This window comes from Desulfovibrio sp. SGI.133, assembly GCF_050313955.1.
In the GTDB taxonomy this organism is placed as follows: Bacteria; Desulfobacterota; Desulfovibrionia; order Desulfovibrionales; family Desulfovibrionaceae; genus Desulfovibrio.
On the sequence record NZ_JBNPMK010000010.1, the window covers coordinates 35,151 to 62,046 of the forward strand.

Here is a 26,896-nt window from a genome sequence, read left to right on the forward strand (position 1 = left end):
CAAAGTCAAGCAACAGTGCGCTCCGGGCGCGATGTCTTCCGGGGGGCAAAAGGGGCTGGAAGCGATGCCCGGGCCTGCGGGGAGAGCCATGCCCGGATGCCCGCATAAACTACCGGGGCACCCCCGCGACCGCCCCGGAACGTCTGGAGGGCAGGGCAGGATGAGAAGGCACGAGTCCCGGCATCAGGCTGTGCGCTCAGGGGAGGGGCAGACCCGTGAGAGGTATGGCCGCCGTCCGGAGGGGTGGCCGTGCTGTCCTTTCAGATAAGGTGGGCGGCCTCGCTCACGCGGAGGCCCCGGGCAACAAAAAAGGCCCCGTGCGAGCACGGGGCCTTTGGAGTGCGGGATCGTGAAACTAGTCGCTGAAGTGACCGGTTTCGCGCTTCACGCCCAGGGCGATCTTCCAGAGCAGGGAGAGCACCAGGGCGCCCACGGCGTACACGCCCAGGGCCACGATGATTTCACGGCCGGTGGGGGCGTATTCGGTGACGGTCTCAAACATGTTGGGAGTGAAACCACCGATGAGCAGGCCGAGGCCCTTGTCGATCCAGGAAGCGGCAACCAGCAGCACCAGAGCCAGGGGCAGCAGGGGGCCGGTACGCCACTGCGGCGGGATCAGGATGATCAGGGAAGCGGCGGCCATGACCACAGCGGCCCACATCCAGTTGGTCACCCAGGAAACGTGGCCTTCATGACCAGCGAACAGGAAGACCAGGGGATGCTGATGACCGGGGATGCCACTGTAGAACGCGGTGAAGACTTCCAGCAGGTAGAAGAACACGTTGATGCACATGGCATAGGTGATGATGGTCGTCAGGGTCTTGATGGCGTCGCGGCCGGGATCGAAGCCGGTGAGGCGGCGCACGATGAAGATCAGCAGCAGCAGGATGGCGGGACCGGAGCAGAACGCCGAGGACAGGAAGCGGGCAGCCATGATGGCGGTCAGCCAGTAATGGCGGCCGGGGATGCCGGCGTACAGGAAGGCGGTCACGGTGTGGATGGAGAAGGCCCACAGGATCGAAAGGTAGATCAGGGGCTTGATCCACTTGGGCGGTTCCACGTCATGGCGCTCGGCTTCCAGGGTGACCCAGCCGATGACGGCGTTGAGGGTCAGGTAACCGATGAGCACGATCATGTCATAGAACATGACCGAATTGGGCGTGGGATGCAGCAGCACGTTCATCATGCGCTGGGGCTGGCCCAGGTCCACCACGATGAAGAGGGCGCACATGACCACGGCCGAGATGGCCATGAATTCACCGAAGATGATCATGCGCTTGAACTTCTTGTAGTGGTGGAAGTAGGCGGGCAGCACCAGCATAACGGCGGAAGCGGCCACACCCACAAGATAGGTGAACTGCGAGATGTAGAGGCCCCACGAGACATCGCGGCTCATGCCGGTGATGGAGAGGCCTTCCTGCAGCTGCTGCAGGTAGACCAGGCCGCAACCGGCGATGACTGCGAGCAGGAAGAGCAGCCACAGGTAGTAGGTCTTGGGACCGGTAAGCAATTTTTCAAGCATGGCCTGTTCTCCCTAGATGAGGTAGTAAACGCCGGGCTGGGTGCCCAGATTGGGCTTGCGGCGAATGCTGTAGTTGGAGGCGAGGGCCTTGCACACATCGGACTTGGGATCGTTGAGATCGCCGAAGAGGATGCGGCCGCCGGCAGCTTCCACGCAGGCGGGCATCTGGCCCACGGCCAGGCGCTCGGCGCAGAAGGTGCATTTTTCCACCACACCGATCATGCGGGTGGGGTAGGCGGGGTTCGGCACGGGATCGCTCAGGTACTTGCGGGGATCCACAAAGTTGAAGGAGCGGGCGCCGAAGGGACAGCCGGCCATGCAGAAACGGCAGCCGATGCAGCGATGGTAGTCCATGGCGATGATGCCGTCTTCCATCTGATAGGTGGCCTGGGTGGGGCACACGCGCACGCACGGCGGGTTGGTGCAGTGGTTGCACAGCAGGGGATAGCTGGCATCCTTCACACGGGAGGTCAGGTGTTCGTTCAGGTCGTCAGGGAAGGCGTGGTCGAACTTTTCGAGCCACATCCACTTGATGTCCTGATGGCCTTCCATGGTGGGCACGTTGTGGGCCTTGTGGCAGGCTTCGATGATGGGAGCGTATTCCTTGGCGTTCTTGAAGGCGCGGGTGTCGATGACCATGGCCCAGCGCTTGGCCTTCAGGGCCTTGGCGTTGGGTTCATAGGAGCCGATGCGCGCACCGGCCTGGGCAGAGCCGGCCATGGTGGCCAGGCCGCTGCTCAGGGCAAAGACCGAGAGGCCCGCCACCTTCAGAAAGGATCTTCTGCTTTTGTTCATTACTTGTTCCCCTTGGGAAGAATGTGGCAGGTCCAGCAGTAAGGATCGACGCTGTTGGACACGTGGCACTTGTCGCAGAACTCTTCGTAGTTGCTGTGGCACTTCAGGCAGGTGTTCTGCAGGCTGATGGTCCACTTTTTGCCGGTGGACGACACATAGGTGCGGTTCTCATAGCGCAGGGCCTGATCGCGCCATTCGTTGAGCAGGTACATGTGCTCGGCGCGCATGAACTCGACGGGTTCCACGCATTCCTTTTCATTCTGGGGCAGGACGACGGCAGGACGCTTGTAGTCCTTGGTACCGCCGAAGTTGGCCCAGAAGGGGGTGGAGAACAGGACCGCGAAAACGAGGATCCCGAGAATGACAGCTTTGGCGTTGTACATGTTGTTATTCCTCCTCGGCCTCGGCGGTCACATTGGGCAGGTCTTCCTGGCGCAGGTCCATGGTGCGCTTGCACTCGCCCTTCATGACCAGGGCATTGGCCACCAGTTCGTGCACGCCGCTCACGGTCACGCCGGGGGCCCAGTAGTCGGCCAGGGGCGGCAGGGTGGCGCGGTCGATGGCGCAGACGCAGGCCATGTGGTTGACGCCGTACTTTTCCTGCACATAGCGCAGGGCGTTACCACGAGGCATACCGGAGCGCATGCGCAGTTCCATGATTTCTTCGGTGTTCAGACCGGAACCGGCGCCGCAGCAGAAGGTCTGCTCACGGATGGTGTTCTCGGGCATTTCCACGAAGTTGTTGCACACGGCCTTGAGCACGTAACGGGGTTCTTCCAGCAGACCCATACCGCGGGCGGGGTTACAGGAGTCGTGGAAGGTGGTGATGATATGGTCGTTACGGCTGGGATCCAGGTTCAGCTTGTTGTGCTTGATCAGGTCGGCCGTGAACTCGGTGATGTGCACCATCTTGGTGGCAGCCGCGTTGGTGAACTTGGTGCCGGTGATGGGGGAGGTGGGCACATCCATCATGCAGGACGGGGCCGGGCCGTTGTAGGTGGCCATGTACTGGTTGATGACGCGCCACATGTGGCCGCATTCGCCACCCAGGATCCACTTGGCGCCCAGACGTTCGGCTTCGGCGTACATCTTGGCGTTGAGCTTCTTGGCCATGTTGAAGGTGGTGAAGGAACCGAAGTTACCGCCTTCAGAGGCATAGGTGGAGAAGGTGTAGTCCAGATCCAGTTCGTGGAACAGCATCAGGTAGCCCATGAAGGTGTAGATGCCGGGGTCCGCGAACACGTCGCCGGAAGGCGTGATGAACAGGATCTCGTGGCCCTTTTCGTTGAAGGGGGTCTTGGGACGGATGCCGGTGATGGTTTCGCAGTCATCGGCCAGCATTTCCACGATTTCCACGAAGGAGTGGGGCTGGATGCCCAGGTGGTTGCCCGTGAAGGAGCAGTTTTTCACCGGGTCCATGATCCAGTGGATGCCCAGGCCCACTTCGTGCAGCAGTTCACGCACGATGGCCGTGATCTCGGCGGTGTCGATGCCGTAGGGGCAGAACAGGGAGCAGCGGCGGCATTCGGTGCACTGGTAGGCGTAGTAGAAGAGTTCCTTCACCACTTCCTTGTCCCAGCTGCGGGCGCCGGCGCGCTTGCCGAGGATCTTGCCCAGCTTGGTGTAGTCGCGGCGGTACAGGGAGCGCAGCAGCTCGGCACGCAGCACGGGCATGTTCTTGGGGTCGTTGGTGCCCAGGAAGAAGTGGCACTTGTCGGCGCAGGCGCCGCAGCGCACACAGATGTCCATGAACAGCTTGAGGGAGCGGTGCTTCTGCAGGCGTTCCTCGAAGGCGTCACAGAGGATCTGTTCCCAGTTCTCGGGCAGGTTCCAGTCTTCGGCCGCCGGATCCCAATCGTGGGGATTGGGCATGTGCAGCAGCTCCATGGTTTCCTTCTTGGCAGGATAGCAGTAGCTGCCCGGCGCAAACTTGGGCTTGATGTCCAGCCAGGGTTCCGAGGGAAACTCGGGACGGCTGGCGATGAGTTCTTGTGGCGTAGGTAATTTAGCCATGATGTCAGCTCCTTACTCGGCGGCCTTGGAAGAGGGCTGCTTTTCCAGCGGCAGGCCGGCTTCGGCCATGGCATCGCGGTAAACGTCCTCATATTCGGCATAGGTGAAGTACTGCTTGGGCGGGTTCCAGGGGTTCACGTGGCGCACTTCGCGGGTGTTGGTGGGAAGGTTGCGCGTGGGGCTGAAGAACACGCCAGGCATGTGCATGAGCTTGGAGAAGGGGAAGTACAGCAGCAGCACGCTGACAAAGGCCAGATGCATGAAGAAGAGCGGGCTGATGCCGTCGGGGGCCACGGGCGAGAAGTGCACCAGACCCATGATGAAGACCTTGACCTGGGCGATGTCGGTCTTATCGAAGTAGCGCATGCAGATACCGCTCAGAACGACGCCCAGGATGAGGAACAGGGGGAAGTAGTCGTTCATCAGGGAGATGTAACGCAGGCGCTGGTTGAACAGACGACGGGCCAGCAGGAAGAGCACGGCCACCAGCAGCAGACCGCCGGTCCAGAAGAAGCGGGGGGCGCCGATCTGCATGATGCCGTCGATGCTTTCCATGAAGGTCAGCCAGCCGGGCACCGGATCCATGAAGAAACGGAAGTGGCGGATGAAGACCAGCAGGAAGCAGTAATGGAACAGAAGGGCGAAGAACCACAACCACTTGGAAGAGTAGTAGATGGTGCGGGGGCCCTTGGTCACAGGGTCGAATTCACGCACGTCGGCCGCGGTGTTGCGGAACAGCGAACGGAAGAAGCAGACTTCCAGGAACATGCGGACGACCACACCGAACTTGGTGTTGGGGCAGTCCCACTTTTCATGTTTGATGAAGTCCAGCGACTTTTCCTGACCCCCGGTCGTGGGGATGCTGAAAGGCACGGGCGATTTGGCCCAGTAAACCATGCGCCAGATGACGCCCAGGAAGAAGGTGACTACCGCCACATAGGGCAAAACCACGCCGAACAGGTACGACAGACCAATGGCCGAACCTGCCCAGGCAATGGCCCCGATGAGCGCCACCACCAGCAATGATGCGAACATTCCCTACCTCGCTTCGAAGAGTGTTAGCTTTTGCCCGAAACCGGGCTGCCATCCACCGATTGCGCCCAGCGCACCAGCTGGGCATGCTGATTGCGTATTTCGGCGATGCGCGTTTCCGCCAGGGTCTCGCGCGCGGCCGAATACAAATCGAAGGCCAGCAGCGTGACGCTGTCCAGCCGAGATTCCGCGTCCAGATACTCCGCCAGATCTTCCTTCTCCTGACACAGGGGAAGGATGTGTTCGCGCAGCAGGGGCTTCATGAGGAAGAAGACCCCCAGGCCCTGGCTGGGCGTATACTGCTGCACGGCACGCAGCCGCACGAAGCGGTCCAGGGCGTGCTTGATCTTTTGCGGCGTCGCATGTTCGCCGGCGATCACGTCATAGATGAGGCCGGCGGCTTCCTTGGTCATATCCCCCACCGGATTGGTGAAAGGATCGTTCTTGGTGCGCAAAAAACCAGTCGTTTGGAGGGGATAGGTCGAATAGACCGCATTGATCCACCCCTCGACGATGACAGCGCGCTGCTCACGGAAAATTTTTTGTACGTTCATGGCAGTACTTTGGCAAAAGGGTAAACGGGCATTCCTATAAAGTGCCCGGCTTTTCTCGTCAAGTTTTTCATCGTCCGGCGACGGCGCCTACGGGCAGGGCGTCGGGCCGCCGCACTGCCCGGCCACCTGGGGTTCCAGGGGCAGAACGGCGTCCGGGAACGTCTGGCCACCGGCCGGTGAAAATTCGATGACCGGCTCCTGCGCACGGGCAGGGGCCGGAGGCTGGACCTGTTTTTTGAGCATGGCCGGCAGGCCGTGATACTCGAAAAACGGTACCGTACGGGAACCGGCATTGAAAATATGGGCCCGGTTGCGCTGCAGGCGCAGGCGCAGGCCCCACTGCCCCGGATGCAGGAACGCCCAGGGGCCCGGCTCCTCCACGTTCTGGCAGGAGGCCACGGCCTCCCTGAGGGTCTTGCCTTCTTCCAGCAGGAGCAACATGCGCTCCACGCGGGCCACGTCGATGTCGTTCTCCGCCACCGGGCAGAAGGCCACGTCCACGCTGCCCGACAGGATGTCGATACCTTCGCGGCAGGCCGAGCAGGACGGCGAGAAGAACATGCGCACCGTGGCCTGGTCGGGATTCTCGCTGATGCTCCAGACCTCGCCCTGCATGCGCACTACCTGGCCCGCGTTGACCACGAACAGCACCAGCCAGACACAGAGCAGGAGCGAACGCTCCTGCGGACGTCTGTCGTCCCGGTGCCGCGCACGGCCGAAGAGCCAGTAGGTCAGGGCAAAAAAACAGGCCACTACCAGGCAGCTGACACAGGGGGAGGTCAGCGCCATGAGCAGCAGCAGGAAAATATCACCCAGCAGGGTCATGCCCGCCAGGAAGTGCCCCGCCGGGACAGCGCCCAACAGAGCAAGACAGGCCAGCACGCCAAAGGCGGCCGTGCCGATCCACCACATGGAGAGGCCGCCGATGACAAGGTCTTGATACAGGGAGCAGCCTGCAGTGACGCAAAAGGCCACTTCGTTGCCCAATGCCGTCCAGATGCAGAAGAGCATACCCAGAAGGGCGGCCGCCAGTGCGCCGCCGGAGATGCCGTAGGCCTGTTTCATGGCTCTCCTTGGTAAAGGAACTACGTCCGGCAGATGCAGACGCACACCCTGTATACTCCATAATCCCGGACAGGTAAAGGCATCTTGTCATGCCTGCCGGGAGTTGCGTTGTGTAATATGTCCTGGATCGGGATAAAGAAAATAAATAGCTGTCTTGATCTCGAAAAAAACAGAGCTGAAAGGGATGTTTCTCTACAAGGAAAAGAGGAAAAAAGAAAAAAATTTTTTCCATTACTAAGAAAGAATGCCGTATTGCAGTTATGAAGTTTCCCTAGGAAAAGAACTGCATCATAAAGTGGACAGCGTTCCTTCCCACTCTTACCTGCCAAAGAGCAAGCGTTGCGTGAGAGAACATTGTGATTCTGTGCACGATGCCAAAATATGAAAAGACGGCAGATCGGGCAAAAAAAGGGGCGCCCCCGAAGGGGCGCCCGCTATCAGGATTTCGCTGGGAAAACCCGGCGATGCTTACATGGTGGAACCGGAAGCAGCGCGCTGCATCTTGATTTCGACCTTTTCGGTCAGGCCGGAGTAGTATTCGCGCAGGATGGCGAGCACTTCTTCACGACCGAAATGATCCGGCACTTCAGCGCCTTCGGACAGCATCTTACGCAGCTTGGTACCGGACAGGATGACGCGGTCTTCCTTGCTGTGGGGGCAGGTACGCATGGAGGCCATGCCGTCGCACTTCTTGCAGTAGAAGGTCCAGTCGATCTTCATGGGTTCGCAGAGCAGGCGCTTGCCTTCTTCAGCGGGAGTGGGGATCTTGTCGAAGATTTCCTGGGCTTCGAACATGCCGTAGAAGTCGCCCACACCGGCGTGGTCGCGGCCCACCAGCTGACGGTTGATACCGTAGTTCTGGCGGAAGGTGGCGTGCAGCAGAGCTTCACGAGGACCAGCGTAACGCATGTCCAGAGGATAGCCGGCCTGGATCACATGCTCGGGCACGAAGTACTTCTGCACCAGGGTGTCGATGCATTTCACGCGGACTTCGGCCGGGATGTCACCGGGTTTCAGGGCGCCCACCAGGGAGTGGATCACAACGCCGTCGCACACTTCCACGCCCAGCTTGGCCAGGTATTCGTGAGAACGGTGCATGGGGTTACGCAGCTGCAGGGCGGCCACGTTCTTCCAGCCGCGTTCGTCCATCTTGGCACGCAGCTGAGCGGGGGTCATGTACACGCCGGGGAACTTTTCGGGGAATTCGCCCTGAGACAGGACTTTCACGGGGCCGCCGATGTTGTATTCTTTCTGGCCCAGGACCATCTTCACGCCGGGATGGTCATTGGGGGCCACTTCCCAGAACTTTTCGGAGTCAGGACCGCAGCCCTTGAACACCAGTTCGCATTCCCACTTCTTGTCGGCTTCGGTCATTTCATAGATGTCTTCCACCTTCATGGTGGCCATGATCTGACCCTTGCGGACCAGGGCGACTTCTTCGCCGACCTTCAGGGCCTTGGCGTCGTCAGCGGACACGTCCAGGGTCACCGGCACGGGCCAGAAGGTACCGTCGGACAGCAGCATCTTTTCGCACACGCTCTTCCAGTCGGCCTTGTTCATGAAGCCGTTCAGGGGAGAGAAGCCACCGATGCCCATCATGATCAGGTCGCCCTTGGCGCGAGAGGAGATCTCAATCTGCTTCAGGCCGGCAGCCTTTTTCAGTTCTTCTTCCAACGCCGCGCCTTCCAGAAGACAACACACCAGGCCCTTGCCGCCATGAGGGGGTACCAGTTTGGACATTGAGAAATCCTCCATTTGATTTGTTGCTATACCGTTGCGCAAGTGGCGCATCCGTAACGTCTCTTTGTGAGTTGCATCTTGTGAATAATCTAACAAAAAGTCAACCACCTTTCCGAATTTTTCACGGAAACGACACGAAAAAGACGTAGCAGAAAACGGCTATCACATTGATTTACAACACAAAGAGCGCGAGAAAATTTTTATTGTGAAAATTGACGCGCACTCGGGCCCCATACCGTTCCGGCTGGAATATCCCGCCACGTCTATGGCCGGGCCCCCTGCCGAAGTTTGGGTGGAACATAGCATGGCCGCCAAAGCATGAAAAGGGGGCCGGCGGGCCTGCTGCTGTATCCTTTTTCCAGCCGTGCGGAAAACAAGGACAAATTCTTGTGCCTTGTGCGCTCATGTGCGGACGGCCCCCTGGTTTTCCCCCCTGCGACGCAAAAAAAAGCCCGGCACCATAAGGTGCCGGGCCGGGGAGGCTGCGGATCAGATCAGGTCAGGTTAGCGGGCCACGGCCTCGCCTTGCACGGGACGGCCTTCATGCTGGCCGGTCAGGGTGCGCAGGAAGCCCACGATGAGGGCGCGGTCCTTCTGGGGCACGTCCAGGCCGGAGCAGTAGATGCCCATGATGCGCACGGCTTCGTCCAGAGTGGTCACGGTACCGTCGTGCAGGTAGGGATGGGTCAGCTCCACGTTGCGCAGGTTGGGCACCTTGAAGCGGTGCATGTCCTCTTCCTTGCCGCTGGCATTGAAGCGGCCCTTGTCGGAACCCAGGGGCTTACCGCCGCGGTCGGCGAAGTAATCCTTCTTGAGGTCCAGATATTCATAGGACTGGCCGCCCATGCTCTTGCCCACATGGCAGGAAGCGCAGCGGTAGGCCTTGAAGCGCTCGTAGCCTTCCACTTCGGCGGCGGTCAGGGCGCTCTTGTCGCCGCGCAGCCAGCGGTCGAAGCGGCTGTCGGGCGAGATGAGGGTCTTTTCGTATTCGGCGATGGCGTCCGTAATGTTCTTTCCGGACCAGCCGTCAGGATAGACGGCGCGGAACTTGGCGGTCAGTTCCGCATCGGCGGCCAGACGGGCCACGATCTCGTCCCAGTTCTTGCTGCCCATTTCGATGGGGTTCAGCGGCGGGCCACCGGCCTGTTCCTGCAGGTCGGCCGCGCGGCCATCCCAGAACTGCACGAAGTTGAACACGGCATTGAAGGTGGTGGGGGCGTTCACATCGCCCAGCTGCTTGCGGATGCCTTCGGAGAAGCGGGCGTTGTCCGTGCCGGCCTTGTCCATGGCATGGCAGGTGGCGCAGGCCACGGTGCTGTCGGCGGAAAGGCGGGCATCGTTGAACAGGGTCTTGCCCAGGGCCACCTTGGCCTCGTCCACGGGCAGACGGTGGGGGATGGGCTGGATGGGCTCGTTGGCATGTTCGGGAGCGGCGTCCGTGGCGTAGTGGGCTTTGCGGGTCTGGGCCACCCAGGTCAGGATGTCTTTCTTGTCCTGATCGGACAGGCGGCTGCCCCAGTGCACCACAGCAAATTTGGCGGGCGGCATGGTGTCATTGAGGATGACCCATTCCATCTTGGCCAGCACGGTCTCGCCCACGGGGCGATCCTTGCGCTGCACCAGCTCCTGGTTGAGGTCCATGGCGCGGATGCCGTCCCTGTAGTCTTTTTCGATGATGCCGCTGATGCCGGGAACCTTGGCATAGAACGGCAGGTCATAGCCGCGGGAGTGACAGGCCATGCACTTGTCCTGCACGATGCCAGAGACACTGGCGAACTTGTGCTTCACATCGTCCAGCCCCTGCGCCATGGCAGGGGTGCAGGCCAGCAGCACGAGGGCCGCGGAAGCCAGCAGTTTTTCCTTCATATCGTCCTCCTTGGGGGGCGATGCCGGGTCGGCATCACGGGTTTTGCCGGGGGGCAGCAGGAGCTTTTTTTCACAAGTAGCGGAGGAAGTCAACAGGAATTTTTACTATTAGCTGGATAACTGGTTATTTTTTGTATATTTTTTTATGAATAATTTTTGATCATTCATGCTGATATATAATTATTCCAATTAGATAACTAATATTTCTGTCCCGGAGGTTGGCAGCTTGTCCTGCCGTCTGCAGCAGAGCGAGCAGGCGGAAGATATCGGAGCGGGATACCAGAGAGGAGCATCTTCAGGGCCTGACGGCCGCCGGGCATAAAAAAAGGGCGTTCCCCATGAGGAACGCCCTGCCATATGCTTTGGATGCGGCATCTGTGCCTAGAAGGGCACTTCGTCCATGTTGGAAGCTTCGGAGGGGAAGGCGGGACCCAGATCGTCGTCGCGCTGCTGGGGCGCGGGACGACGCGGGGCCTGGCGCTGGCCGCCGCCCATGTTGCCGCCGCGGGGAGCGCGGGGAGCGGGCGCAGGCGCACCGTAGTCGTCTTCATAGCCGCCCATGTCGGCACGGGGGCCGTCGCCGCGGCGATCCAGGAACTGGACGCGCTGGGCCTTGATCTCGGTGGTGTAGCGGTCCTGGCCGTTCTGATCCTGCCATTTGCGGGTCTGCAGGCTGCCTTCCACATAGACAAGGCTGCCCTTGGTCAGGAAGTTGGCGCAGTTCTCGGCCTGGCGCTGGAACACGGACACGCGGTGCCACTCGGTACGTTCCACCTTGTTGCCGTCGCGGTCCATGTAGGATTCGTCGGTGGCCACGTTGAGGGTGGCCACAGGGGAACCGCTCTGGGTGTAGCGCAGTTCAGGGTCGCGGCCGAGGCGACCGATGATCATGACTTTGTTCAGCATAGATTCTGTTCCTCGAACGGTTGTTCGTTGTACCGTCTCAGCGCAGGCCGAAAAGGCGCCGGAAGAAGGACGGTTTTTTGCGTTTGGGGCCGGAGCCTGCAGAAAGCAGGCTGTCTTCCATTTCGGTCAGGGCGTCTTCCAGGGACTCGCTGGCGCGGTGGGCGGCCCGGGGATCATTGGCGTGCAGGGCCGCGTCCAGGCTGCTGCGCTGCACAAGAGCATCGGCCAGCGCCTGTTTGAAGGGGGCCTGCTGTTCGGGCCAGCGGTCCTCGGCCATGCCCCGTTCCAGACGGTCCAGAAGGTCGCGGACACCGGCTCCGCCCACACCGGCATGGCCGAACGCCAGGAGACTGAGACCGGGCCAGCATTTTTCCAGCAGGCCGGAGTTCCAGGTGACGTCCACGGTGGTGATGCGGGCCACGGGCGTGGTCAGCGGGGGCCGGATGGCGGACTGCGTGAGCGTGGCCTCCAGCGTGTCCAGCAGGGCGGCCAGGGCCTGGAGACCTGCGGCGGCGTCTTCGGCCTGCCAGCTGCCCAGGGCGTCCTCGCAGTGGCGCGTCAGATCGCACAGGGGGCGCAGGGCATCCAGCGTCAGGGGCGCCAGGTCGTCCACGTTGCGCATGGTCAGGCGGCTCAGGCATTGCGCCAGTTCCAGCAGGCAGGGCTCGGCCTGTGCCTCGGGCACGGCCAGCCAGGCCGCCACGTCCTCACCATAGGGACCGGCAGCCTTGCGGGCCAGGGCCAGCAGGGCGGGCCAGCGACGGGCCGTGAGCCCCTGGGGACTGTCGGCGGCTTTCTGGCGGATCTGCAGTGCCTTGCCCATGACGGTCTAGCCCTTTTCCGTCCACTCGGTCTGGACGCGCATGATGACGTCCTGGATGACGGGCAGCTGGTCTTCGGGGCAGACGCCGATGAGGGGGGCGTCCGCATCCATGTTCTCGTTGTAGCTGAAGTAGACGGCGTAGATGACGCCCGTGGGGCCGCTGTAATGCAGGGGCACCTCACGCTTCATGCGCGACATGATGAGCAGCTCCATGCCGTCGCGCACCACCACGGAGTGGGCGTCCGAGGCGCGGATCTTTTTGTCTACTTCGGGGGTGAAGTAATATTTGGCCCGCTCGGGCGCGCGGAACAGGTACAGGGCCTTCTTGAGGATCTGGTGCTCCACTTCGCTGCGGGTGAGCATGTGGCGGATGACCATCAGGGGCGTGCCGGCCTCCACGAACATGCCTTCGAGCTGGCTGTGGATCTTGCTGATGATGCCCTTTTCAGGCGCGCAGATGGGTTTGGGGTTGCGTTCGCGTTCCAGGGTGGCCAGGCGGGTGCCGGGCTTTTCCTTCCACTGGCCCTGGGGGCCGAGGACCTCGTCGCCTTCCTTGATGTCGGCGAAAGTCACCACGCCGGTGTGGGGCGTACGGATGACGATCTCGCGGTAGGGGGAGGCTTTTATCTCATCCAGCAATGCGGAAATGTTGATCATGTGGTTTTCCCGCTTTTTCGTTTGTCTTGGGTGGGGCCGCACCGTCAAGGGCGGCGAAAGGCGGGGCGGAAAGTCCGCCCCGCCGTCTGCTTGCTAACGGTAGTACAGGTTGCGTCCGCCCATGGTGAGCAGCGCCTGCTTGAGGTTGGCACGGATCTGGCGGCGGTCCCAGATGCCCTGGATATGACCGCGGGACAGGGCCCGGTAGGAGCGGTGATACTTGGGCGGGATGTCCATGCCCGTGGTCTCCTTGATGACGCCGGGGCCGGCAAAGCCGATGTTGGAGGAGCGCACCGCGAACTGGTAGGGAGCGCACCCCAGGAAGCTGGCCACGGGACCGGCGAAGGAGTTGGTATCGTACAGCACCAGGTACAGGCCGCCGGACTCGATGTAGCGGCGCACGGCCACGGTACAGCGGGGCATCTGGATGACGCCGTGGGTGCCTTCCTGGATGCGGATGCCGGCGGTGCCGTGCACATAGGCCAGGAAGGGATAGCGCTTTTTGGCGGCGCGGGCGGCGGCTTCCACGAACTTGTAGCCTTCGGCGGCGCCGAAGGAACCGCCGCGGAAGGTGCCCATGAGCATGGCCACCACCAGCTTGGTGCCGTCGATGCGGGCCTCGAAGGTCATGCAGCCGCTGCGGCAGCCGGTCTTTTCCTGGGCGGCCTTGATGCGCTCATCGAAGTTGGGGAAGTTCAGCGGGTTGCCGGCTTCGATCTCGCGGTTGAACTCAAAGACCGAGCCCTTGTCGAAGACGTTCTGCACGTACCATTCGGGCTCCATGGGGAAGTGATAGCCGCAATGGCTGCACACACCCGCGAATTCGGCGAACAGGTCGGGCCCCCAGAGGTCGAGGCAGCCGTACGAGGCGCTGTTGGGGCAGGTGATGGTACGGTCGATCTTGTAGCGCGGCGACAGGTAGTTCCACTTGCTCACGCGGTTGTCTTCCACCCAGTTGGAAAGGGTGGTCAGTTCCTTGGCAGTGGCCTTCTTTTCCGCCGGGCTGGCGATGCGCTTCCAGGGGCTGAAGATACGGCCCTTGAACACATCCCATTCGCTGCTCAGCTCTTCCATGATGTTGTGCAGCTTGCGCTGGTGGCGACGCACGAAGTCGTACTTGAAGTGCATCCAGGGCTTGGTCACCCAGTCGCGCAGGGCGGCGGCGTTCTTGGCCAGGAAAGGACGGTTGTCGATGGCGGCCGCGCGGGAGAGGCGCAGGAACTTCTGCTGGCGGCGTTCGCGCATGCGGTTCTTGGCCGCGCCGGACATGCCCCAGCGCACATACATCTCGTCCAGGTTGGCTTCGGGGTTGCGCAGGCGCGCCAGGGCCAGGCCGCGGATCATGGGCGGCTTGGTGTTGGTGATGACCACTTCGTCGGTGGCGCGCAGCACTTCCTGCCGCAGGGAGCGGAAGAAGTCGAAGTGGTGCGGGCGGGCACCCAGGGCGGGTTCCTGCACCACGCTGTCGATGTAGCCGAAGGAGAGGTTGTCCTGCGCGGTGATGTGCAGGTTCTGGGCGCAATGCTCGATGAGCTCGGGCGCGGCGCGCTGGCCGGCCTTGAGACGGCCTTCGATGGCGGCCCCGCCTTCGGGCGAGATGACCGAGTAGTAGCCGTGGGAGAGCATGAGGCGCTTGTCGGCCAGGCCAATGGCCTCGGCGCCGCCGGAACCGCCCTCGGAGATGATGGAGATGACGGGCACGCGCAGACCGGCCATGGTGTAGATGTTACGGGCGATCTGCTGGGCCGCGCCGGGGTAGTCCTCGATGGGGTAGGAGCCGGGGGTGAAGATGTAGCAGTGGATGGGGATGCCTTCGGTCTCGGCCACGCGCATGTACTGCAGGGCCTTGGCATTGCCCCAGGGCTTCACGGAACCGCCGTTGCGGAACTCGGCGCCGTGGCCCTTTTCCTGGCCGATGACCATGACGGACTGGGTGTGCATCTTCTTGCCGCGGCGGCGGGTGATGACCGCACGGGCGATGAGCATGCTGGGGTCGAGGCTGTGCTCGTCCTGGCCGCCCACTTCGGTGAAGTTGTCGTAGACGTTCTCCAGGATGTCACGCAGGCAGATGCGCTGGGGATGGCGCACGATGCGCACGCGGTCCATGGGCGTGATGAGCTTTTCCAGGCGTTTTTCCACGAAGACGAAGAGGTCTTCCAGGGAAACGATCTCGGTATGGGGATCCTCGACCTCGCCGTTGCGCACACGATTGGTGAACTCGGTCAGCTTCTCGTCCAGCAGGCGGATGCTGTCCTCGTGCTTGCCGGCGAAGATGTCGCGCGTATACGAGAGCCTGTCGTTCAGGCTTTGGATGCGTTTTTCGATAGTGTTGTCCATAATCTCTTGCGCCGTTTGACGTTGATGGAAGGGGACCGCCGGGGCGGCCCGTCAGCTAGAAGCGCAGGGTGCGGGCGGTGTTGGCCCGCAGGAAGTCCACGTTGGACTTGAGCGCTTCACCGGCGTTGTTCCGGCCTTCCAGGTGCAGGTTGTCCAGGAAGGAGACGCCGCGTTCCCGGGCCTCGGCCAGATCCTTGCCCCAGATGATGGCCAGGGCCAGGTTGGGGTCGAATTCGGTGGGGATCTCGTAAGGCGTATCGGTGGGCACGTGGGTCAGCATGGTGAGCCAGGGCTCTTCCTTCCAGGCAAAACGCTCGATGCGGCCCACCCAGGGGGTGAAGCCGTGCTCGGGGTCTTCGGCGATGAGGCGGTATTCGATGCCCACGCCGTCAAAGGTCACGTCGTCCTGGGTGTAGCCCAGGGGTTCGCCCAGACCGATGCGGATCTGTTCGGCGATGAGGTCCACGGGGCCCTCGTGGTTGCGGATGCTGGAGATGCGGGCCGAGACGCCGTTCTCCACCTGGATGCGGGTGTTCACTTCCATGAGGAAGGGCTCGCCCTGGCGGGTGACGATCCATTCCCAGGTGCCCACGTTGTCATAGCCCACCTTGCGGGCCATGGTCAGGGAGTAGTGGACGATGTCCTGCAGCACCTTGGCGGCATCGAAGCTGTAGTCCATCTGGGCGGGCACGAAGCCGGGGGCCACTTCCACGCGCTTCTGCAGACCGGTGGACTGGATGGAGCAGTTGCGGGTGCCGAAGTGCACGGGGTTCTTGCCGCTGCGGTCGGACACGATCTGGACTTCCAGGTGGTTGAAGTCCGTGATGCGCTGCTCGATGAGCACGCCCTCGTCCTTGAACTGGCGCAGGGCGTAGTTGCGGATGCGGCGGTACACGGAGCGGAAGTTGTCGATGTCGTACACTTCCTCGATGCCCATGCCGCCACCGCCGGCCGAAGCCTTGACCAGCACCAGCGGACGCTTGATGCCCTGCTGCACCTGGAACTCGAACACGCTGCGGGCGATGCGTTCGGCTTCCATCTCGTCATAGATGGGGCGGTCGGAACCGGGAACGGTGGGCACGTCCAGGCTGCGGGCCAGACGTTTGGTGTTGATCTTGTCGCCCAGCTCGCGGATGATCTTCCACGAGGGGCCGATGAAGATCATCTTGCGGTCGCGCTTGGTCACGCGACGGGCAAAGCGGAAGTCCTCGGCGAAGAAACCGTAACCGGGATGCACGGCCGTGCAGCCGGCCTGGTCGGCCACGGACATGAGTTCGTTGGCGTCATGGTAGGAAGAAACCCGGAACAGGCTGCGTTCGCCGCCGTTCTCACGGGCGTAGCGCACATGGCCCGAAGCGGCGTCTTCGGCGGTAAAGATGGCAGTAAAGGCCACACCCAGCTTGCGGCAGGCCCGCATGATGCGTATGGCGATCTCGCCGCGGTTGGCGACGAGAACCTTGTGTTGTTGCAAAGAGTCTTTCTGGCTGGTCTCCAAGGCGGTCTCCTGAGGGCGGTGCTGTGCCGCTCTTGTGGAATGGGCGTCAGCACGCTATAAAGCGGTTCGCTTTTGCGACTGAAAAACAAGAGCTACTACAGCATATCGGCTTGGTCTTCAATATCTGAGGGGGTCAATTCTATGCAAAACTGGGAAGAAGTCCAGCTTGCGGTGGCGGCGCTGCGCCAGCGTCTGGGGGCCGCGCTGCCCTCCCGGCTCGATGCGGCCATCATTCTGGGCACCGGTCTTTCGGGGCTCGTGGAACGTATGGAGGACACGGTCAGCGTCCCCTATGCCGATCTTCCGGGCTTCCCGGTGTCCACGGTGGCCTCCCATGCCGGGGCCTTCGTGCTGGGACGTCTGGGCGGCCGCACCGTGCTGGTGCAGCAGGGCCGCTGCCATCTGTACGAAGGCTTCGGGCCGGACAAGGTCTGCATGGGCGTGCGCGTCATGGCCGGGCTGGGTGCGGACACCCTGATCCTCACCAATGCGGCAGGTGCCCTGGACCCGCAGTTCGATGCGGGCGGGCTCATGTGCATCAGCGACCAGATCAATTTTACCGGCGTCTCTCCCCTGAGCGGACCCAACCATGATGCCTGGGGCGAGCGCTTCCCCGACATGAGCGCCATCTACGACGCCGGCCTGCGCGACCTGGCCTGCCGGTGCGCGCTCGATCTGGGCATCCGCCTGGAGCGCGGTGTCTATATCGGTGTGCGCGGTCCGCAGATGGAAAGCCCCGCCGAGACCCGCATGTTCCGCCAGTGGGGCGCCGATGCCGTGGGCATGAGCTCCGTGCTGGAGGTCATCGCCGCCCGCCATATGGGCCTGCGCGTGCTGGGCATCTCCTGCCTCACCAACAAGAACCTGCCCGACTGCATGCGGCCCGCGCCGCTGGAAGAAGTCATCGCCGTGGCCGGCCGGGCCGGGAAGGACCTGGGCCGCCTTGTGGAAGCGGTGGTGACAAAGTTGTAAAAATCGCGTAAACCATGCGCCCCGGCAACGTTCCGGGGCGATTTTTTTACCAGAGCGAGACAGAACTATGCAGCAGAATGACAAACTTCGTAACGTGGCTATCATCGCCCACGTTGACCACGGCAAAACGACCCTGGTGGACGCCCTTTTCCGTCAGAGCGGCGTGTTTCGAGCAGACCAGCAGGTCGATGACCGCGTCATGGACAGCATGGATCTGGAACGCGAACGCGGCATCACCATCGCGGCCAAGAACTGCGCCGTGCACTGGAACGGCGTGAAGATCAACATCATCGACACCCCCGGTCACGCCGACTTTGGCGGTGAAGTGGAACGTTCGCTCTCCATGGCCAGCGGCGCCATCCTGCTGGTGGACGCCTCCGAAGGCCCGCTGCCCCAGACCCGTTTCGTACTGCGCAAGACCCTGGAAGCCGGTCTGCCCGTGGTCGTGGTCATCAACAAGATCGACCGCAAGGACGCCCGTCCCGATGAAGTGCTCAACGAGGTCTACGACCTGTTCATCGATCTGGACGCCAGCGACGAGCAGCTGGAATTCCCCGTGCTCTACGCCATCGGCCGCGCCGGTGTGGCCATGCGCAACATCGACGACGAGCAGAAGGACCTGACCCCCCTGTTCGAGACCATCCTCGAAAAGATCCCCGGTCCTTCCTACGATCCCGAGCAGCCCTTCCAGATGCTGGTGGCCGACCTGGACTACTCCGATTACCTGGGCCGTCTGGCCGTGGGCCGCATCATGCACGGCAGCATCTACGCCAACGAGAGCCTGGCCTGCATCGGTGAAGACGGTCAGGCCCGCCCGCTGCGCGCCTCCAAGATCCAGGTCTATGAAGGCCTGCAGCTGGCCGAAGTGGACAAGGCCCAGCCCGGCGACATCGTGGTGGTGGCCGGCATCGAGGACGTGACCATCGGCGACACCATCTGCACCCGCGAGAATCCCCGCGCCCTGCCGCGCATCCGCGTGGACGAGCCCACCGTGGCCATGCGCTTCGGCATCAACACCTCGCCCCTGGCCGGCCGTGAAGGCAAGCTGGTGCAGAGCCGCATGATCCGCGACCGCCTGAACCGCGAATGCCTGCGCAACGTGGCCGTGCGCGTGGAAGACACCACCGACAAGGACGCCTTCCTGGTCAAGGGCCGCGGCGAGTTCCAGATGGCCATCCTCATCGAGACCATGCGCCGCGAAGGCTTCGAGCTTTCCGTGGGCCGTCCCGAGGTCATCCTCAAGAAGGACGAGAACGGCAAGACCCTGGAGCCCATCGAGCACCTGTATGTGGACTGCGACGAAGTCTTCATGGGTGTGGTCACCGACAAGATCAACCAGCGCAAGGGCCGCATGCTCAACTGCACCAACAACGGTACCGGCCGCGTGCGTCTGGAGTTCTCCGTGCCTTCCCGCGGCCTCATCGGCTACCGCGACGAGTTCCTCACCGATACCAAGGGCACCGGTATCATGAACTCCTATCTGGAAGGCTATGAAGAATGGCGCGGCGACTTCCCCACCCGCTATTCCGGTTCCATCGTGGCCGACCGTCCCGGCAATGCCGTGGCCTACGCCCTGTTCAACCTGGAGCCCCGCGGCACCCTGTTCGTGGAGCCCGGCGATCCGGTCTACGAGGGCATGATCGTGGGCGAGCACAACCGTGACAACGACATCGACGTCAACGCCACCAAGGAAAAGAAGCTCACCAACCTGCGCGCCGCCGGCAAGGACGAGAACGTCATCCTCACCCCCGTGAAGAAGATGACCCTGGAACACGCCCTGCACTTCGTGCGTGAGGACGAGCTGGTGGAAGTGACCCCCGTGTCCCTGCGCCTGCGCAAGGTGGAACTCTCCGCCCAGAAGCGCTACCAGATGGCCGGGGCCAAGAAGAAGGCCTAGGTCTCCTTATCCCGGATGCATAAAGGGCCGGCAGACATGTTCGCATGTCTGCCGGCCCTTTTTCTTTTTCAGGCGGACAGGCCTGGAAGGTATAGGAAAATCACTACCAGCGTTGATCGCGTGACGGACAGGAGACCAGTCCCTGCGGGACAGCAGGACGACGCTGGGAATAGGTTACGGCTCAGGGGCGTGAAGCGCTCTTCAGGATTTTTCTGAGCCTGGGGAGGGCCTTTGACGTCAACAGCTGCGGATAGCAGACAAAAATGGGCTTACGGTCTGATGTAGGCGAAACCCTTGTTCTGCAGCTCCACGATTTCCACCAGGCCGGCGGGCACCACTTCGCAACCGGGCCAAAGGTCGGCGGCGGTCATCTTGTTGGCATCCAGGGCATTCTTGCACAGACGCAGCTTGAGGCCGCGGGCCATGAGTTCCTCGGCGGTCTTCTGCAGTTCGGTCTGGGCAGGCACGAACAGTTTGACGGCCGGGCCGTTGGCCACCATCACCAGCTCGAATTCCTTGCCGGGCAGGCCGTTCAGATAGTTGCGGGCATTGACGAAAGCAAAGGCCAGCACAGCGGGATCATTGGCGTCCACATGGAGGCAGAGATCATACGACATGGGGAGACTCCTGAAAAAAAGAACTGAATAACTTCATGGTAACAAAGGGGATTTGTCTTGCCAAGCTGTCTCACTGCGGCTATGGGATTATTATGCGCCGAACATATATCCTTTTTTCTTTTTTGCTCATGGCCTGCCTCTTGCTGGGGGGCTGCGGCCTGTTGTTCGGCGATGCCGCCGGAGAACTGCGTGATGACGGCGGGACCAAGATGCCCGCCGCACAGGGCGAGCGCATCCCCTACAAGCTGTCCATCGAAGTGGAGGGGGAACGCCGCGCCACGGCGGCTGAAAAACGCGCTGCGGCCACGGATCCTGACGGGGAGTCCGAGGGCGTGCCCCTGGGCGGCAGCCCGGAGGAGGACGACGAGGCCGGACCGGCAGCCCCGCAGGCGGATGCCCCCGACCGTGAAGGGACGGGAGCCGCGCCGTCTGCTACTAGGGGAAACAGCGGCCTGTCGGACAAGATGCGCGATCTGAGCCAGCTGGAGCAATTGCGTTCCGATCCGCCGGACAGCCTGCTGGGCCTGGAGCGCCGGGCCCGGGGCGATGTGGAGACGGCGGTCAAGCTGCTGCATTCCCAGGGCTATTATGACGGCACGGCGACCTTTCAGATGGACAGCACGACCAAACCGGTCACGGTGCGCCTGCAGCTGACGCCGGGCCCCCGCTATGTGCTGGGCCGGGCCTCGGTGCGCTATGAACCTGTCCCCGTCGTGCCCGCGGCCCTCAAGCACGGCAAGCGGCGGGCGCCGTACAGCGGCCTGGGGGCCCTGTGGGGCGACGAGGCCCGCGAAGCGACCCCGCCCCCGCGTTTTCCCGATACCCTGCGCGGGGTCACCCCCGGCGAACCCGTCACGGCCGACCAGATGCTGGAAGCCGTGGAAAAATTGCCCGAACGCTTGCGCCGCCGGGGCTATCCGCTGGCCCAGGTGAGCAGCCAGCGCTATTTCCTCGATCGCGCGGCCCGTACCCTCAATGCCGAGATCGTGGTGGATACCGGTCCTCCGGCTCTGCTGGGCGAGATCGTGGTGGAGGGCAACAAGGACGTCAGTACGACCTACATCCGCGAACGCGCCCCCTGGAAGGCCGGGACGGAGCCCTGGAACGAGAGCCGGGTGCAGGACTATGTGGACGAGCTCCGCGGCCTGGGCCTGTTCAGCATGGTACGGCAGCGCAACATCAAGGACGTGCCCTCGCCGCGCAAGGACGGCATGGTGGTGCTGCCCGTGCAGCTGGTGGTGCGCGAAGGGCCGCCGCGCTCGGTCAGCGCCGCTGCCCGCTATGAGACCGATTCCGGTATCGGCGTGGAAGGGGAATGGGAACACCGCAACTTCTTCGGCAACGGGGAAAAGCTGGTGGTCTCCCTGCCCATCACGCCCGAAAAGCAGGGGCTGAAGGCGTCGTTCGAAAAACCGGCCTTTCTGGATCGCGACCAGAAGCTGGTGGGCGAAGCCTCCCTGTTGCAGGAATTCACCGATGCTTACGACCGGCGCGGCCTGCGCGTGGGCGCCGGTATCGAGCGCCGCCTAAGCCCCTACTGGTGGGTGGGGGTGGGCGCCTCTTCCGACAGCGGCGCCCTCACCGAGGACGACCGCACCAACGAGCCTTACAGTTTCGTGGGCCCGCACCTGCGCATCGTGCGCGACAGCCGCAACAACAAGATCAATCCCAAGCGCGGCTCGGTGCTGGAGATCAATTCCAAACCCATCTTCGGCTATTACGACGGCTTTTTCACGGCCCTGGGCACGGAAGTGGAAGGCATGTTCTACTACGCCCCCTTCCGCAAAGGTCCGCGCAAGGGGGCCATCGACGACAAACTCGTGCTGGCGGCCCGTGTGCGCGGCGGCAGCATGGCCGGGGCCGAGATGAACAACCTGCCCAGCACGCTGCGCTATTACGCCGGTGGTGCCGGTTCGGTGCGCGGCTATTCCTATCAGGCCATCGGCCCGCGCAACGACAAGGGCGACCCCAGCGGCGGTCGTTCCTACCAGATCGTCAATCTGGAGGCCCGCTACAAGATCACCGACGAGATAGGCATCGTGCCCTTCCTGGACGGCGGCATGGTCTACGAGGACGCCCTGCCGCAGATCTTCGGCGATATGCGCTGGGGCGCGGGCCTGGGCCTGCGCTACTACACGCCCATCGGCCCGGTGCGTCTGGACGTGGCCACGCCCCTCAATCCCGTGGACGGTGATCCCCCCCTGCAACTCTATATCAGCATAGGACAGAGCTTCTGATGGCCAGCGAATCCGGCACTCCCCCTGTTGTCCCTGACGGCCGGCCGTCGGGCCCTGCTCCCTCGGAAGGGGCAGCGCCCGTGCGCAGGAGCTTTTTCCGGCGCCGTGTCCTGCCGTGCCTGCTGCTTTTCGTGCTCCTGACTTTGCTGGCCGGGGCCGGAGCGGTCTGGTGGCTGCGTACGCCCGGCGGGCAGGACTGGCTGCGGCAGGAAGCCGACGCCCTGCTGGCTCCGCCCCTGGCCGAACAGGGCCTTTCCCTGGAGCTGATCCGTCTGGAGGGGGCCCTGCCGCTGGAGATGGAATGCGCCCTGCGTATGCGTGATGCCGGGGGCCTCTGGCTGGATGTGCCCCGGGCGCGTGTGGACGTGGGTCTGTCCGTCTTCCCGCCCGGCATCTCGCTCGACCTGCGCCTGGAACACCCCTCTCTGTATCGCCTGCCCCAGCTGCCTCCCTCTCCCGACGAGCCCTCCCCGCCGCTGGCCGAGACGCTGGCCGGGCTGGAGACGAGCCTGCGGAGCGCGCTGGACATCACGGCCTCCCTGCCGGGCTGGCTGCCTTCCCTGCATGTGCGTGACGTGGCACTGGATGGCCTGTGGCTGGGCTCGGCCGTACTGGACGGCAGTTCGTCCGGCACGCTGGTGGATGCCTCCGGGCAGGCAGCACAGGACGCGGCGGCTTCGGCCGGAACGGGGAGTGTGCCTGCGGATGCTCAGACGCCCCCGGTCCCTGCCGTCGCTGCGCCTGCCCCTGCACAAGAGGCGATGACGCCCGGGGCTCCCCCGGCGCCGCCCCTGTCCGTGGCTGTGGCCGCCGTGGAAAGCGCCCTCCGCGTCGGTGAGGGGCTGAAAATCTCGCTGTGCCTGACAGCCGAAGCTGATTTTTCCCTGAGCGGGACAACGGCCCGGGCCGGTCTCCAGGCCTCGTGGCAGTTGGCGTCCGCATCGGCAGCCGCTGCTTCGGCCACTGAGGAGACGCCTTCCGCCGCTGCGCCCGCTCCCGGATCCGGTGTGACAGCGCCCGGGATGACTCCGGCGGCGGCCCCGGCACAAGAAGCCGGTCCTGTTCCTGCGCAGGAAAAAAATACGGATACGGCCCCCCTCCTGACGGAAGCGGCAGGACAGTGGCTGCCCGCGCCGCTGGCTCTGCTTTTGACGCCCGGGCAGGCGTCGTCCCTGAGGGTGGAGCTGGCCCTGCTGCCCGGTGAGCGCCCCGTGCTGGCGCTGGAGGCCCTGCAGGCGGATGCCGGGGCCGTGCGGCTGCGCGGCCAGGGGACGCTGGAGCTTGCCACCGCTGCGGATGCGCTGGCCTCGCCGCTGGCACTGGATTGCTCGCTTACCGTGTCTTCCGCTGCGGATGCGGCGGCCCTGCTGCCCCAGGCGCGGGCCTTGCTGGCGCCCCTGGGCGATGCCCTGCGTCTGGACGTCGGCGTGAAGGGCAGTCCCGGTGCGCCCGAGCCCCGTCTGGAACTGGCCTGTGCCACGCTGGACTTAGGCGGACATGCCGTCAACGATTTCTCCCTGCTGGCAGGCGGAGAGGCTTTGCCGTGGCCGCAGCTGGCTGCCAAAGGCGAGGTGGAACTGCCGCTCTCCCTGCAGGTGCGCACCGGAAAAGACCACATCTCCACGAAACTGCGCCTGCGGGCCGGACATGACGGCGCGGCCTGGCTGCTGGGCCTGCCGCAGCTGGAGTTGCACGGCGCCGGTGCCCGTCTGGACGGTGCCCTGCTGGCCCTGCTGCCCGATGCCCCGCAGGAGATGCTTGCCGTTCCTGCTGCTTCGGCGGAAAAGCAGGCCCCGGTCCCTGCGGTGGGAGAGGCCGGGACGCCCCCGGCTCCTGCGGATACGGCCGGACAGCCCGCAGCGGCCCTTCCGGCGGCCCCTGTTCCTGCCTCGGCTGCGGATGCCGCCGCAGCCCCCGTCCCTCCGGCCCCGGCCATCGTAGGCAGCGATTTTGTCCCTGCGCGACTGCTGGCCCGGCTGTTCCCCGATCCCGGGACAAGGCCGCGTTTGTGGGCCTCGCTGTACGGCGAGATAGAAGACTGGGCCGCGCTGGGCCGGGTGCTGGACTACTGGTCACCGGGCCTGCGCCTGGAAAAGAAGGATGACCGGCCTGTCCGTCTGATGCTGCGTGCGGGCGGTCTGCCGTGTGCCCCGGACAAAGCCGAAGAACTTCCGCTGGCGGCTGTGGCCGGACTGGCCGATCCGGCCTTCCTGAGTAGCCGGGACTGGCAACAGTGGTTCAGTCTGGATGCCGACGTGGGCTTCCTCCGCCTGCACGACAGGGGAGGCGAGCGTCTGCTGCTGCGCGAGCTGCATCAGCATCTGCGCATCGACGATATTTTCGGCCGGGGAAAGTTGGAACAGCGCCTGGACGTGCGCCAGCTCCATGCGGCCGGTCTGCGTCTGGAGCGGGTGCTCGTGGGCCTGAAGGGCGAACTGGCGACCCCGCTCGAAGCGGAACTGGCCTGCGCCGGAGACATTCGGGCCAAGCTGCGTCTTCGCTGGCAGGGCGACAGGCTGGACATCCCCGTGTGTGACCTGCATCTCAAGCAGGGCGTGGGCCTGCGCCTGCAGGCAGGGACGGCCCTGGTGCTGGACAAGGACGGTCTTTCCCTGCGTGGTCTGGATGCCCGCATCGCGCCTGCGGGGCGGGTACGGGCCACGGCCAGCCTGAAGCCCGCGGCCATGGATGTGCGCCTGACGCTGGACAGCATGGATCTTGCCCCGTGGCGGACGGTAGTGCCGGGCCTGCCTTCGGCCGCGCTGGCTTTCCAGAGCCGCCTGCACGGCAGCCCAGCGGCCCCTGCCGGGACCTTCCGGCTGGACGTGCGGCGACTGGAAGTCCCGCAAAGCTCCCTGCCGCCGCTGGATCTGGCCCTGACGGGCAAGCTGGGCGGCAGCAACGGCAAAGGACGTCTGGACACACGGCTGGAACTGCCTCCCTCCACCCGGCAGGCCCTGGGAGCGGAGCAGGCCGGTCTTGAAGTCCGCCTGCCCCTGCATTTTTCCGCCAACGGCCTGCCCCTGCCGGACATGAAGGCCCCGCTTTCCGGGCGTCTGGACTGGCAGGGTGACCTGGCCCCGCTCTGGCGTCTGGTGCCGGTGGCCGACCGCCGCGTGACCGGACGCCTGGACATGCATCTGGCTCTGGCCGGCAGTCTTGCCGTGCCTACGGCCAAGGGGCGGCTGGAGATCGCGGGCGGACGGTATGAGGATCTGGCCCTGGGCATCCTGCTGACGGACATCAAGGCCTCGGTGACGGCGGGCAGCGGCAAGGGCCTGAAGCTGGAGCCCGTGCATGTGGAGGCCTCCATGAGCGACGGGCGCGGCGGCCTGGTGACGGCCGCGGGCAGTCTGCATCCCGAAGGCGGCAGGCTCGATCTGGATGCCGCCATGAAGCGTCTGCGCCCCCTGCGGCGCGCGGACATCCAGGCGACCCTGTCGGGCACGGCCTCGGTCAAGGGCACGCTCATGGCGCCCCAGGTGGCGGCGGACATCACCATCGACGAGGCCCAGGTCAATCTCAACCGCCTCACCGGCAGCAGCGTGACCACCCTGCCCGTGGAGGGAACCAGCGAGGCCCCGGAACCGGTCACGGAAAAGAAGGAAGGACGCGGCTCCCTGGACGTGAGCGTCCGGGCGCCCGGGCATATCGCCGTCAACGGCCACGGGCTGGAGAGTGAATGGCAGGCCGGTCTGCGCGTGCGCGGGGCCCTCAACGATCCGCTGGTCATCGGCAGTGTGCGCTCGGTACGGGGGCAGTTCGACCTGCTCTCCAAGATCTTCACCCTGCGCCCCAGCACCATTTCCTTCAACGGCGGGGCGGTCTCCAATCCCCTGCTGGACGTGACCCTGCGCTACGAAGTGCCGGAGATCACGGCCGACGTGCGCGTCAGCGGCTCCGTGCGGCGCATGAAGCTGGAACTGAGCAGTACGCCCTCCTTGCCGCAGGAAGAGATCATCTCGCGGGTCATGTTCGGACGCGGCTCCAGCGAGCTGGGCCGTTTCGAAAGCCTGCGTCTGGCCGCCGCCGTGGCACGTCTGGCCGGATTCGGTTCCGGCGGCCTGGGCGTCCTGGATCTGGGCCGCGCGGTGCTGGGCGTGGACGTGCTGCGCATCAATTCCGCCACGGACAAGGAGAGCGGGGATGAAGAAAGCAGCCTGGAAGTGGGCAAGTTCATCGGCGAGAAGATCTATCTCGGCGTGGAACAGGGCCTGGAGCCGGACAGCACCGCCGTCATCATGGAACTGGAACTGACCCCGCACAGCAAGGCGGGCATCCGCACGGAGCAGGACAACACCAGCGCCGGTGTCCAGTGGAAGATGAATTACTGACGGACACCGAGACAGCCTGAGGCGCTTGCGGACG

The 26,896-nt window shown here is 63.7% G+C and carries 19 protein-coding genes; 4 read left to right on the top strand and 15 right to left on the bottom strand.

What is annotated here, in order from left to right; genetic code table 11:
* Positions 1 to 355 precede the first annotated feature (355 nt).
* From dsrP to ACQRBR_RS11225, 14 genes are all read right to left on the bottom strand, one after another.
* Entirely contained in the window at positions 356 to 1,522 is a 1,167-nt protein-coding gene (dsrP, locus tag ACQRBR_RS11160) for a sulfate reduction electron transfer complex DsrMKJOP subunit DsrP (RefSeq protein WP_006007720.1), read from the bottom strand.
* Between the two features lie 12 nt (positions 1,523 to 1,534).
* Positions 1,535 to 2,317 (bottom strand): sulfate reduction electron transfer complex DsrMKJOP subunit DsrO, encoded by a 783-nt coding sequence (dsrO, locus tag ACQRBR_RS11165; RefSeq protein WP_006007722.1) that lies wholly within the window; start codon positions 2,315 to 2,317, stop codon positions 1,535 to 1,537.
* Positions 2,317 to 2,700 carry a sulfate reduction electron transfer complex DsrMKJOP subunit DsrJ gene (dsrJ, locus tag ACQRBR_RS11170; RefSeq protein ID WP_303879532.1) on the bottom strand — a complete coding sequence of 128 codons (384 nt, stop codon included), beginning with the start codon at positions 2,698 to 2,700 and terminating at the stop codon, positions 2,317 to 2,319. Before dsrJ ends, dsrO begins: the two co-directional genes overlap by 1 nt.
* Before the next feature lie 4 nt (positions 2,701 to 2,704).
* Positions 2,705 to 4,330, bottom strand: a complete 1,626-nt coding sequence (gene dsrK, locus ACQRBR_RS11175; protein WP_006007726.1) for a sulfate reduction electron transfer complex DsrMKJOP subunit DsrK — start codon at positions 4,328 to 4,330, stop codon at positions 2,705 to 2,707.
* Between the two features lie 12 nt (positions 4,331 to 4,342).
* Positions 4,343 to 5,365 (bottom strand): sulfate reduction electron transfer complex DsrMKJOP subunit DsrM, encoded by a 1,023-nt coding sequence (gene dsrM / locus ACQRBR_RS11180; RefSeq protein WP_168934931.1) that lies wholly within the window; start codon positions 5,363 to 5,365, stop codon positions 4,343 to 4,345.
* A 23-nt stretch (positions 5,366 to 5,388) separates the two neighbouring features.
* A complete protein-coding gene (locus tag ACQRBR_RS11185; RefSeq protein ID WP_303879531.1) occupies positions 5,389 to 5,916 on the bottom strand; it encodes an RsbRD N-terminal domain-containing protein in 528 nt (175 codons plus the stop codon).
* A gap of 87 nt (positions 5,917 to 6,003) precedes the next feature.
* Positions 6,004 to 6,981, bottom strand: a complete 978-nt coding sequence (locus ACQRBR_RS11190) for a hypothetical protein (RefSeq protein ID WP_427812990.1) — start codon at positions 6,979 to 6,981, stop codon at positions 6,004 to 6,006.
* A 468-nt stretch (positions 6,982 to 7,449) separates the two neighbouring features.
* Positions 7,450 to 8,721, bottom strand: coding sequence for a sulfate adenylyltransferase (gene sat / locus ACQRBR_RS11195; RefSeq protein ID WP_278882552.1), 1,272 nt, complete (start codon positions 8,719 to 8,721; stop codon positions 7,450 to 7,452).
* A 504-nt stretch (positions 8,722 to 9,225) separates the two neighbouring features.
* Positions 9,226 to 10,587 (bottom strand): cytochrome c peroxidase, encoded by a 1,362-nt coding sequence (locus tag ACQRBR_RS11200; protein WP_427812991.1) that lies wholly within the window; start codon positions 10,585 to 10,587, stop codon positions 9,226 to 9,228.
* A 381-nt stretch (positions 10,588 to 10,968) separates the two neighbouring features.
* The gene (locus ACQRBR_RS11205) at positions 10,969 to 11,493 is read right to left on the bottom strand and encodes a single-stranded DNA-binding protein (protein ID WP_321128257.1); all 525 of its coding nucleotides are present in this window, start codon (positions 11,491 to 11,493) and stop codon (positions 10,969 to 10,971) included.
* A gap of 37 nt (positions 11,494 to 11,530) precedes the next feature.
* Positions 11,531 to 12,316 carry a hypothetical protein gene (locus ACQRBR_RS11210; protein WP_303879520.1) on the bottom strand — a complete coding sequence of 262 codons (786 nt, stop codon included), beginning with the start codon at positions 12,314 to 12,316 and terminating at the stop codon, positions 11,531 to 11,533.
* A 6-nt stretch (positions 12,317 to 12,322) separates the two neighbouring features.
* Positions 12,323 to 12,973 carry a biotin attachment protein gene (locus ACQRBR_RS11215; protein ID WP_303879517.1) on the bottom strand — a complete coding sequence of 217 codons (651 nt, stop codon included), beginning with the start codon at positions 12,971 to 12,973 and terminating at the stop codon, positions 12,323 to 12,325.
* Between the two features lie 93 nt (positions 12,974 to 13,066).
* On the bottom strand, positions 13,067 to 15,310 hold the full coding sequence (locus tag ACQRBR_RS11220; RefSeq protein ID WP_427812992.1) for a carboxyl transferase domain-containing protein: 2,244 nt from the start codon (positions 15,308 to 15,310) through the stop codon (positions 13,067 to 13,069).
* Between the two features lie 55 nt (positions 15,311 to 15,365).
* The gene (locus ACQRBR_RS11225; protein ID WP_006007747.1) at positions 15,366 to 16,805 is read right to left on the bottom strand and encodes a biotin carboxylase N-terminal domain-containing protein; all 1,440 of its coding nucleotides are present in this window, start codon (positions 16,803 to 16,805) and stop codon (positions 15,366 to 15,368) included.
* A gap of 141 nt (positions 16,806 to 16,946) precedes the next feature.
* Between ACQRBR_RS11225 and ACQRBR_RS11230 the strand changes: the two genes are divergently transcribed.
* Positions 16,947 to 17,777, top strand: a complete 831-nt coding sequence (locus ACQRBR_RS11230; protein ID WP_427812993.1) for a purine-nucleoside phosphorylase — start codon at positions 16,947 to 16,949, stop codon at positions 17,775 to 17,777.
* Positions 17,778 to 17,844: 67 nt separating this feature from the next.
* The gene (gene typA / locus ACQRBR_RS11235) at positions 17,845 to 19,674 is read left to right on the top strand and encodes a translational GTPase TypA (RefSeq protein WP_168934940.1); all 1,830 of its coding nucleotides are present in this window, start codon (positions 17,845 to 17,847) and stop codon (positions 19,672 to 19,674) included.
* 269 nt (positions 19,675 to 19,943) lie between these two features.
* Here typA and ACQRBR_RS11240 read toward each other — a convergent pair whose 3' ends face one another.
* A complete protein-coding gene (locus ACQRBR_RS11240; protein WP_303879511.1) occupies positions 19,944 to 20,291 on the bottom strand; it encodes a DsrE family protein in 348 nt (115 codons plus the stop codon).
* 92 nt (positions 20,292 to 20,383) lie between these two features.
* Here ACQRBR_RS11240 and ACQRBR_RS11245 point away from each other — a divergent pair, with 92 nt between their 5' ends.
* The gene (locus ACQRBR_RS11245; RefSeq protein ID WP_427812994.1) at positions 20,384 to 22,528 is read left to right on the top strand and encodes an autotransporter assembly complex protein TamA; all 2,145 of its coding nucleotides are present in this window, start codon (positions 20,384 to 20,386) and stop codon (positions 22,526 to 22,528) included.
* Positions 22,528 to 26,862 (top strand): translocation/assembly module TamB domain-containing protein, encoded by a 4,335-nt coding sequence (locus ACQRBR_RS11250; protein WP_427812995.1) that lies wholly within the window; start codon positions 22,528 to 22,530, stop codon positions 26,860 to 26,862. Before ACQRBR_RS11245 ends, ACQRBR_RS11250 begins: the two co-directional genes overlap by 1 nt.
* Positions 26,863 to 26,896: the final 34 nt, after the last annotated feature.

Bases quoted from the DNA above. Each gene is read 5' to 3' on its own strand.
- dsrP (WP_006007720.1), bottom strand. From the start codon at position 1,522: ATGCTTGAAAAATTGCTTACCGGTCCCAAGACCTACTACCTGTGGCTG.
- dsrO (WP_006007722.1), bottom strand. From the start codon at position 2,317: ATGAACAAAAGCAGAAGATCCTTTCTGAAGGTGGCGGGCCTCTCGGTC.
- dsrJ (WP_303879532.1), bottom strand. From the start codon at position 2,700: ATGTACAACGCCAAAGCTGTCATTCTCGGGATCCTCGTTTTCGCGGTC.
- dsrK (WP_006007726.1), bottom strand. From the start codon at position 4,330: ATGGCTAAATTACCTACGCCACAAGAACTCATCGCCAGCCGTCCCGAG.
- dsrM (WP_168934931.1), bottom strand. From the start codon at position 5,365: ATGTTCGCATCATTGCTGGTGGTGGCGCTCATCGGGGCCATTGCCTGG.
- ACQRBR_RS11185 (WP_303879531.1), bottom strand. From the start codon at position 5,916: ATGAACGTACAAAAAATTTTCCGTGAGCAGCGCGCTGTCATCGTCGAG.
- ACQRBR_RS11190 (WP_427812990.1), bottom strand. From the start codon at position 6,981: ATGAAACAGGCCTACGGCATCTCCGGCGGCGCACTGGCGGCCGCCCTT.
- sat (WP_278882552.1), bottom strand. From the start codon at position 8,721: ATGTCCAAACTGGTACCCCCTCATGGCGGCAAGGGCCTGGTGTGTTGT.
- ACQRBR_RS11200 (WP_427812991.1), bottom strand. From the start codon at position 10,587: ATGAAGGAAAAACTGCTGGCTTCCGCGGCCCTCGTGCTGCTGGCCTGC.
- ACQRBR_RS11205 (WP_321128257.1), bottom strand. From the start codon at position 11,493: ATGCTGAACAAAGTCATGATCATCGGTCGCCTCGGCCGCGACCCTGAA.
- ACQRBR_RS11210 (WP_303879520.1), bottom strand. From the start codon at position 12,316: ATGGGCAAGGCACTGCAGATCCGCCAGAAAGCCGCCGACAGTCCCCAG.
- ACQRBR_RS11215 (WP_303879517.1), bottom strand. From the start codon at position 12,973: ATGATCAACATTTCCGCATTGCTGGATGAGATAAAAGCCTCCCCCTAC.
- ACQRBR_RS11220 (WP_427812992.1), bottom strand. From the start codon at position 15,310: ATGGACAACACTATCGAAAAACGCATCCAAAGCCTGAACGACAGGCTC.
- ACQRBR_RS11230 (WP_427812993.1), top strand. From the start codon at position 16,947: ATGCAAAACTGGGAAGAAGTCCAGCTTGCGGTGGCGGCGCTGCGCCAG.
- typA (WP_168934940.1), top strand. From the start codon at position 17,845: ATGCAGCAGAATGACAAACTTCGTAACGTGGCTATCATCGCCCACGTT.
- ACQRBR_RS11240 (WP_303879511.1), bottom strand. From the start codon at position 20,291: ATGTCGTATGATCTCTGCCTCCATGTGGACGCCAATGATCCCGCTGTG.
- ACQRBR_RS11245 (WP_427812994.1), top strand. From the start codon at position 20,384: ATGCGCCGAACATATATCCTTTTTTCTTTTTTGCTCATGGCCTGCCTC.
- ACQRBR_RS11250 (WP_427812995.1), top strand. From the start codon at position 22,528: ATGGCCAGCGAATCCGGCACTCCCCCTGTTGTCCCTGACGGCCGGCCG.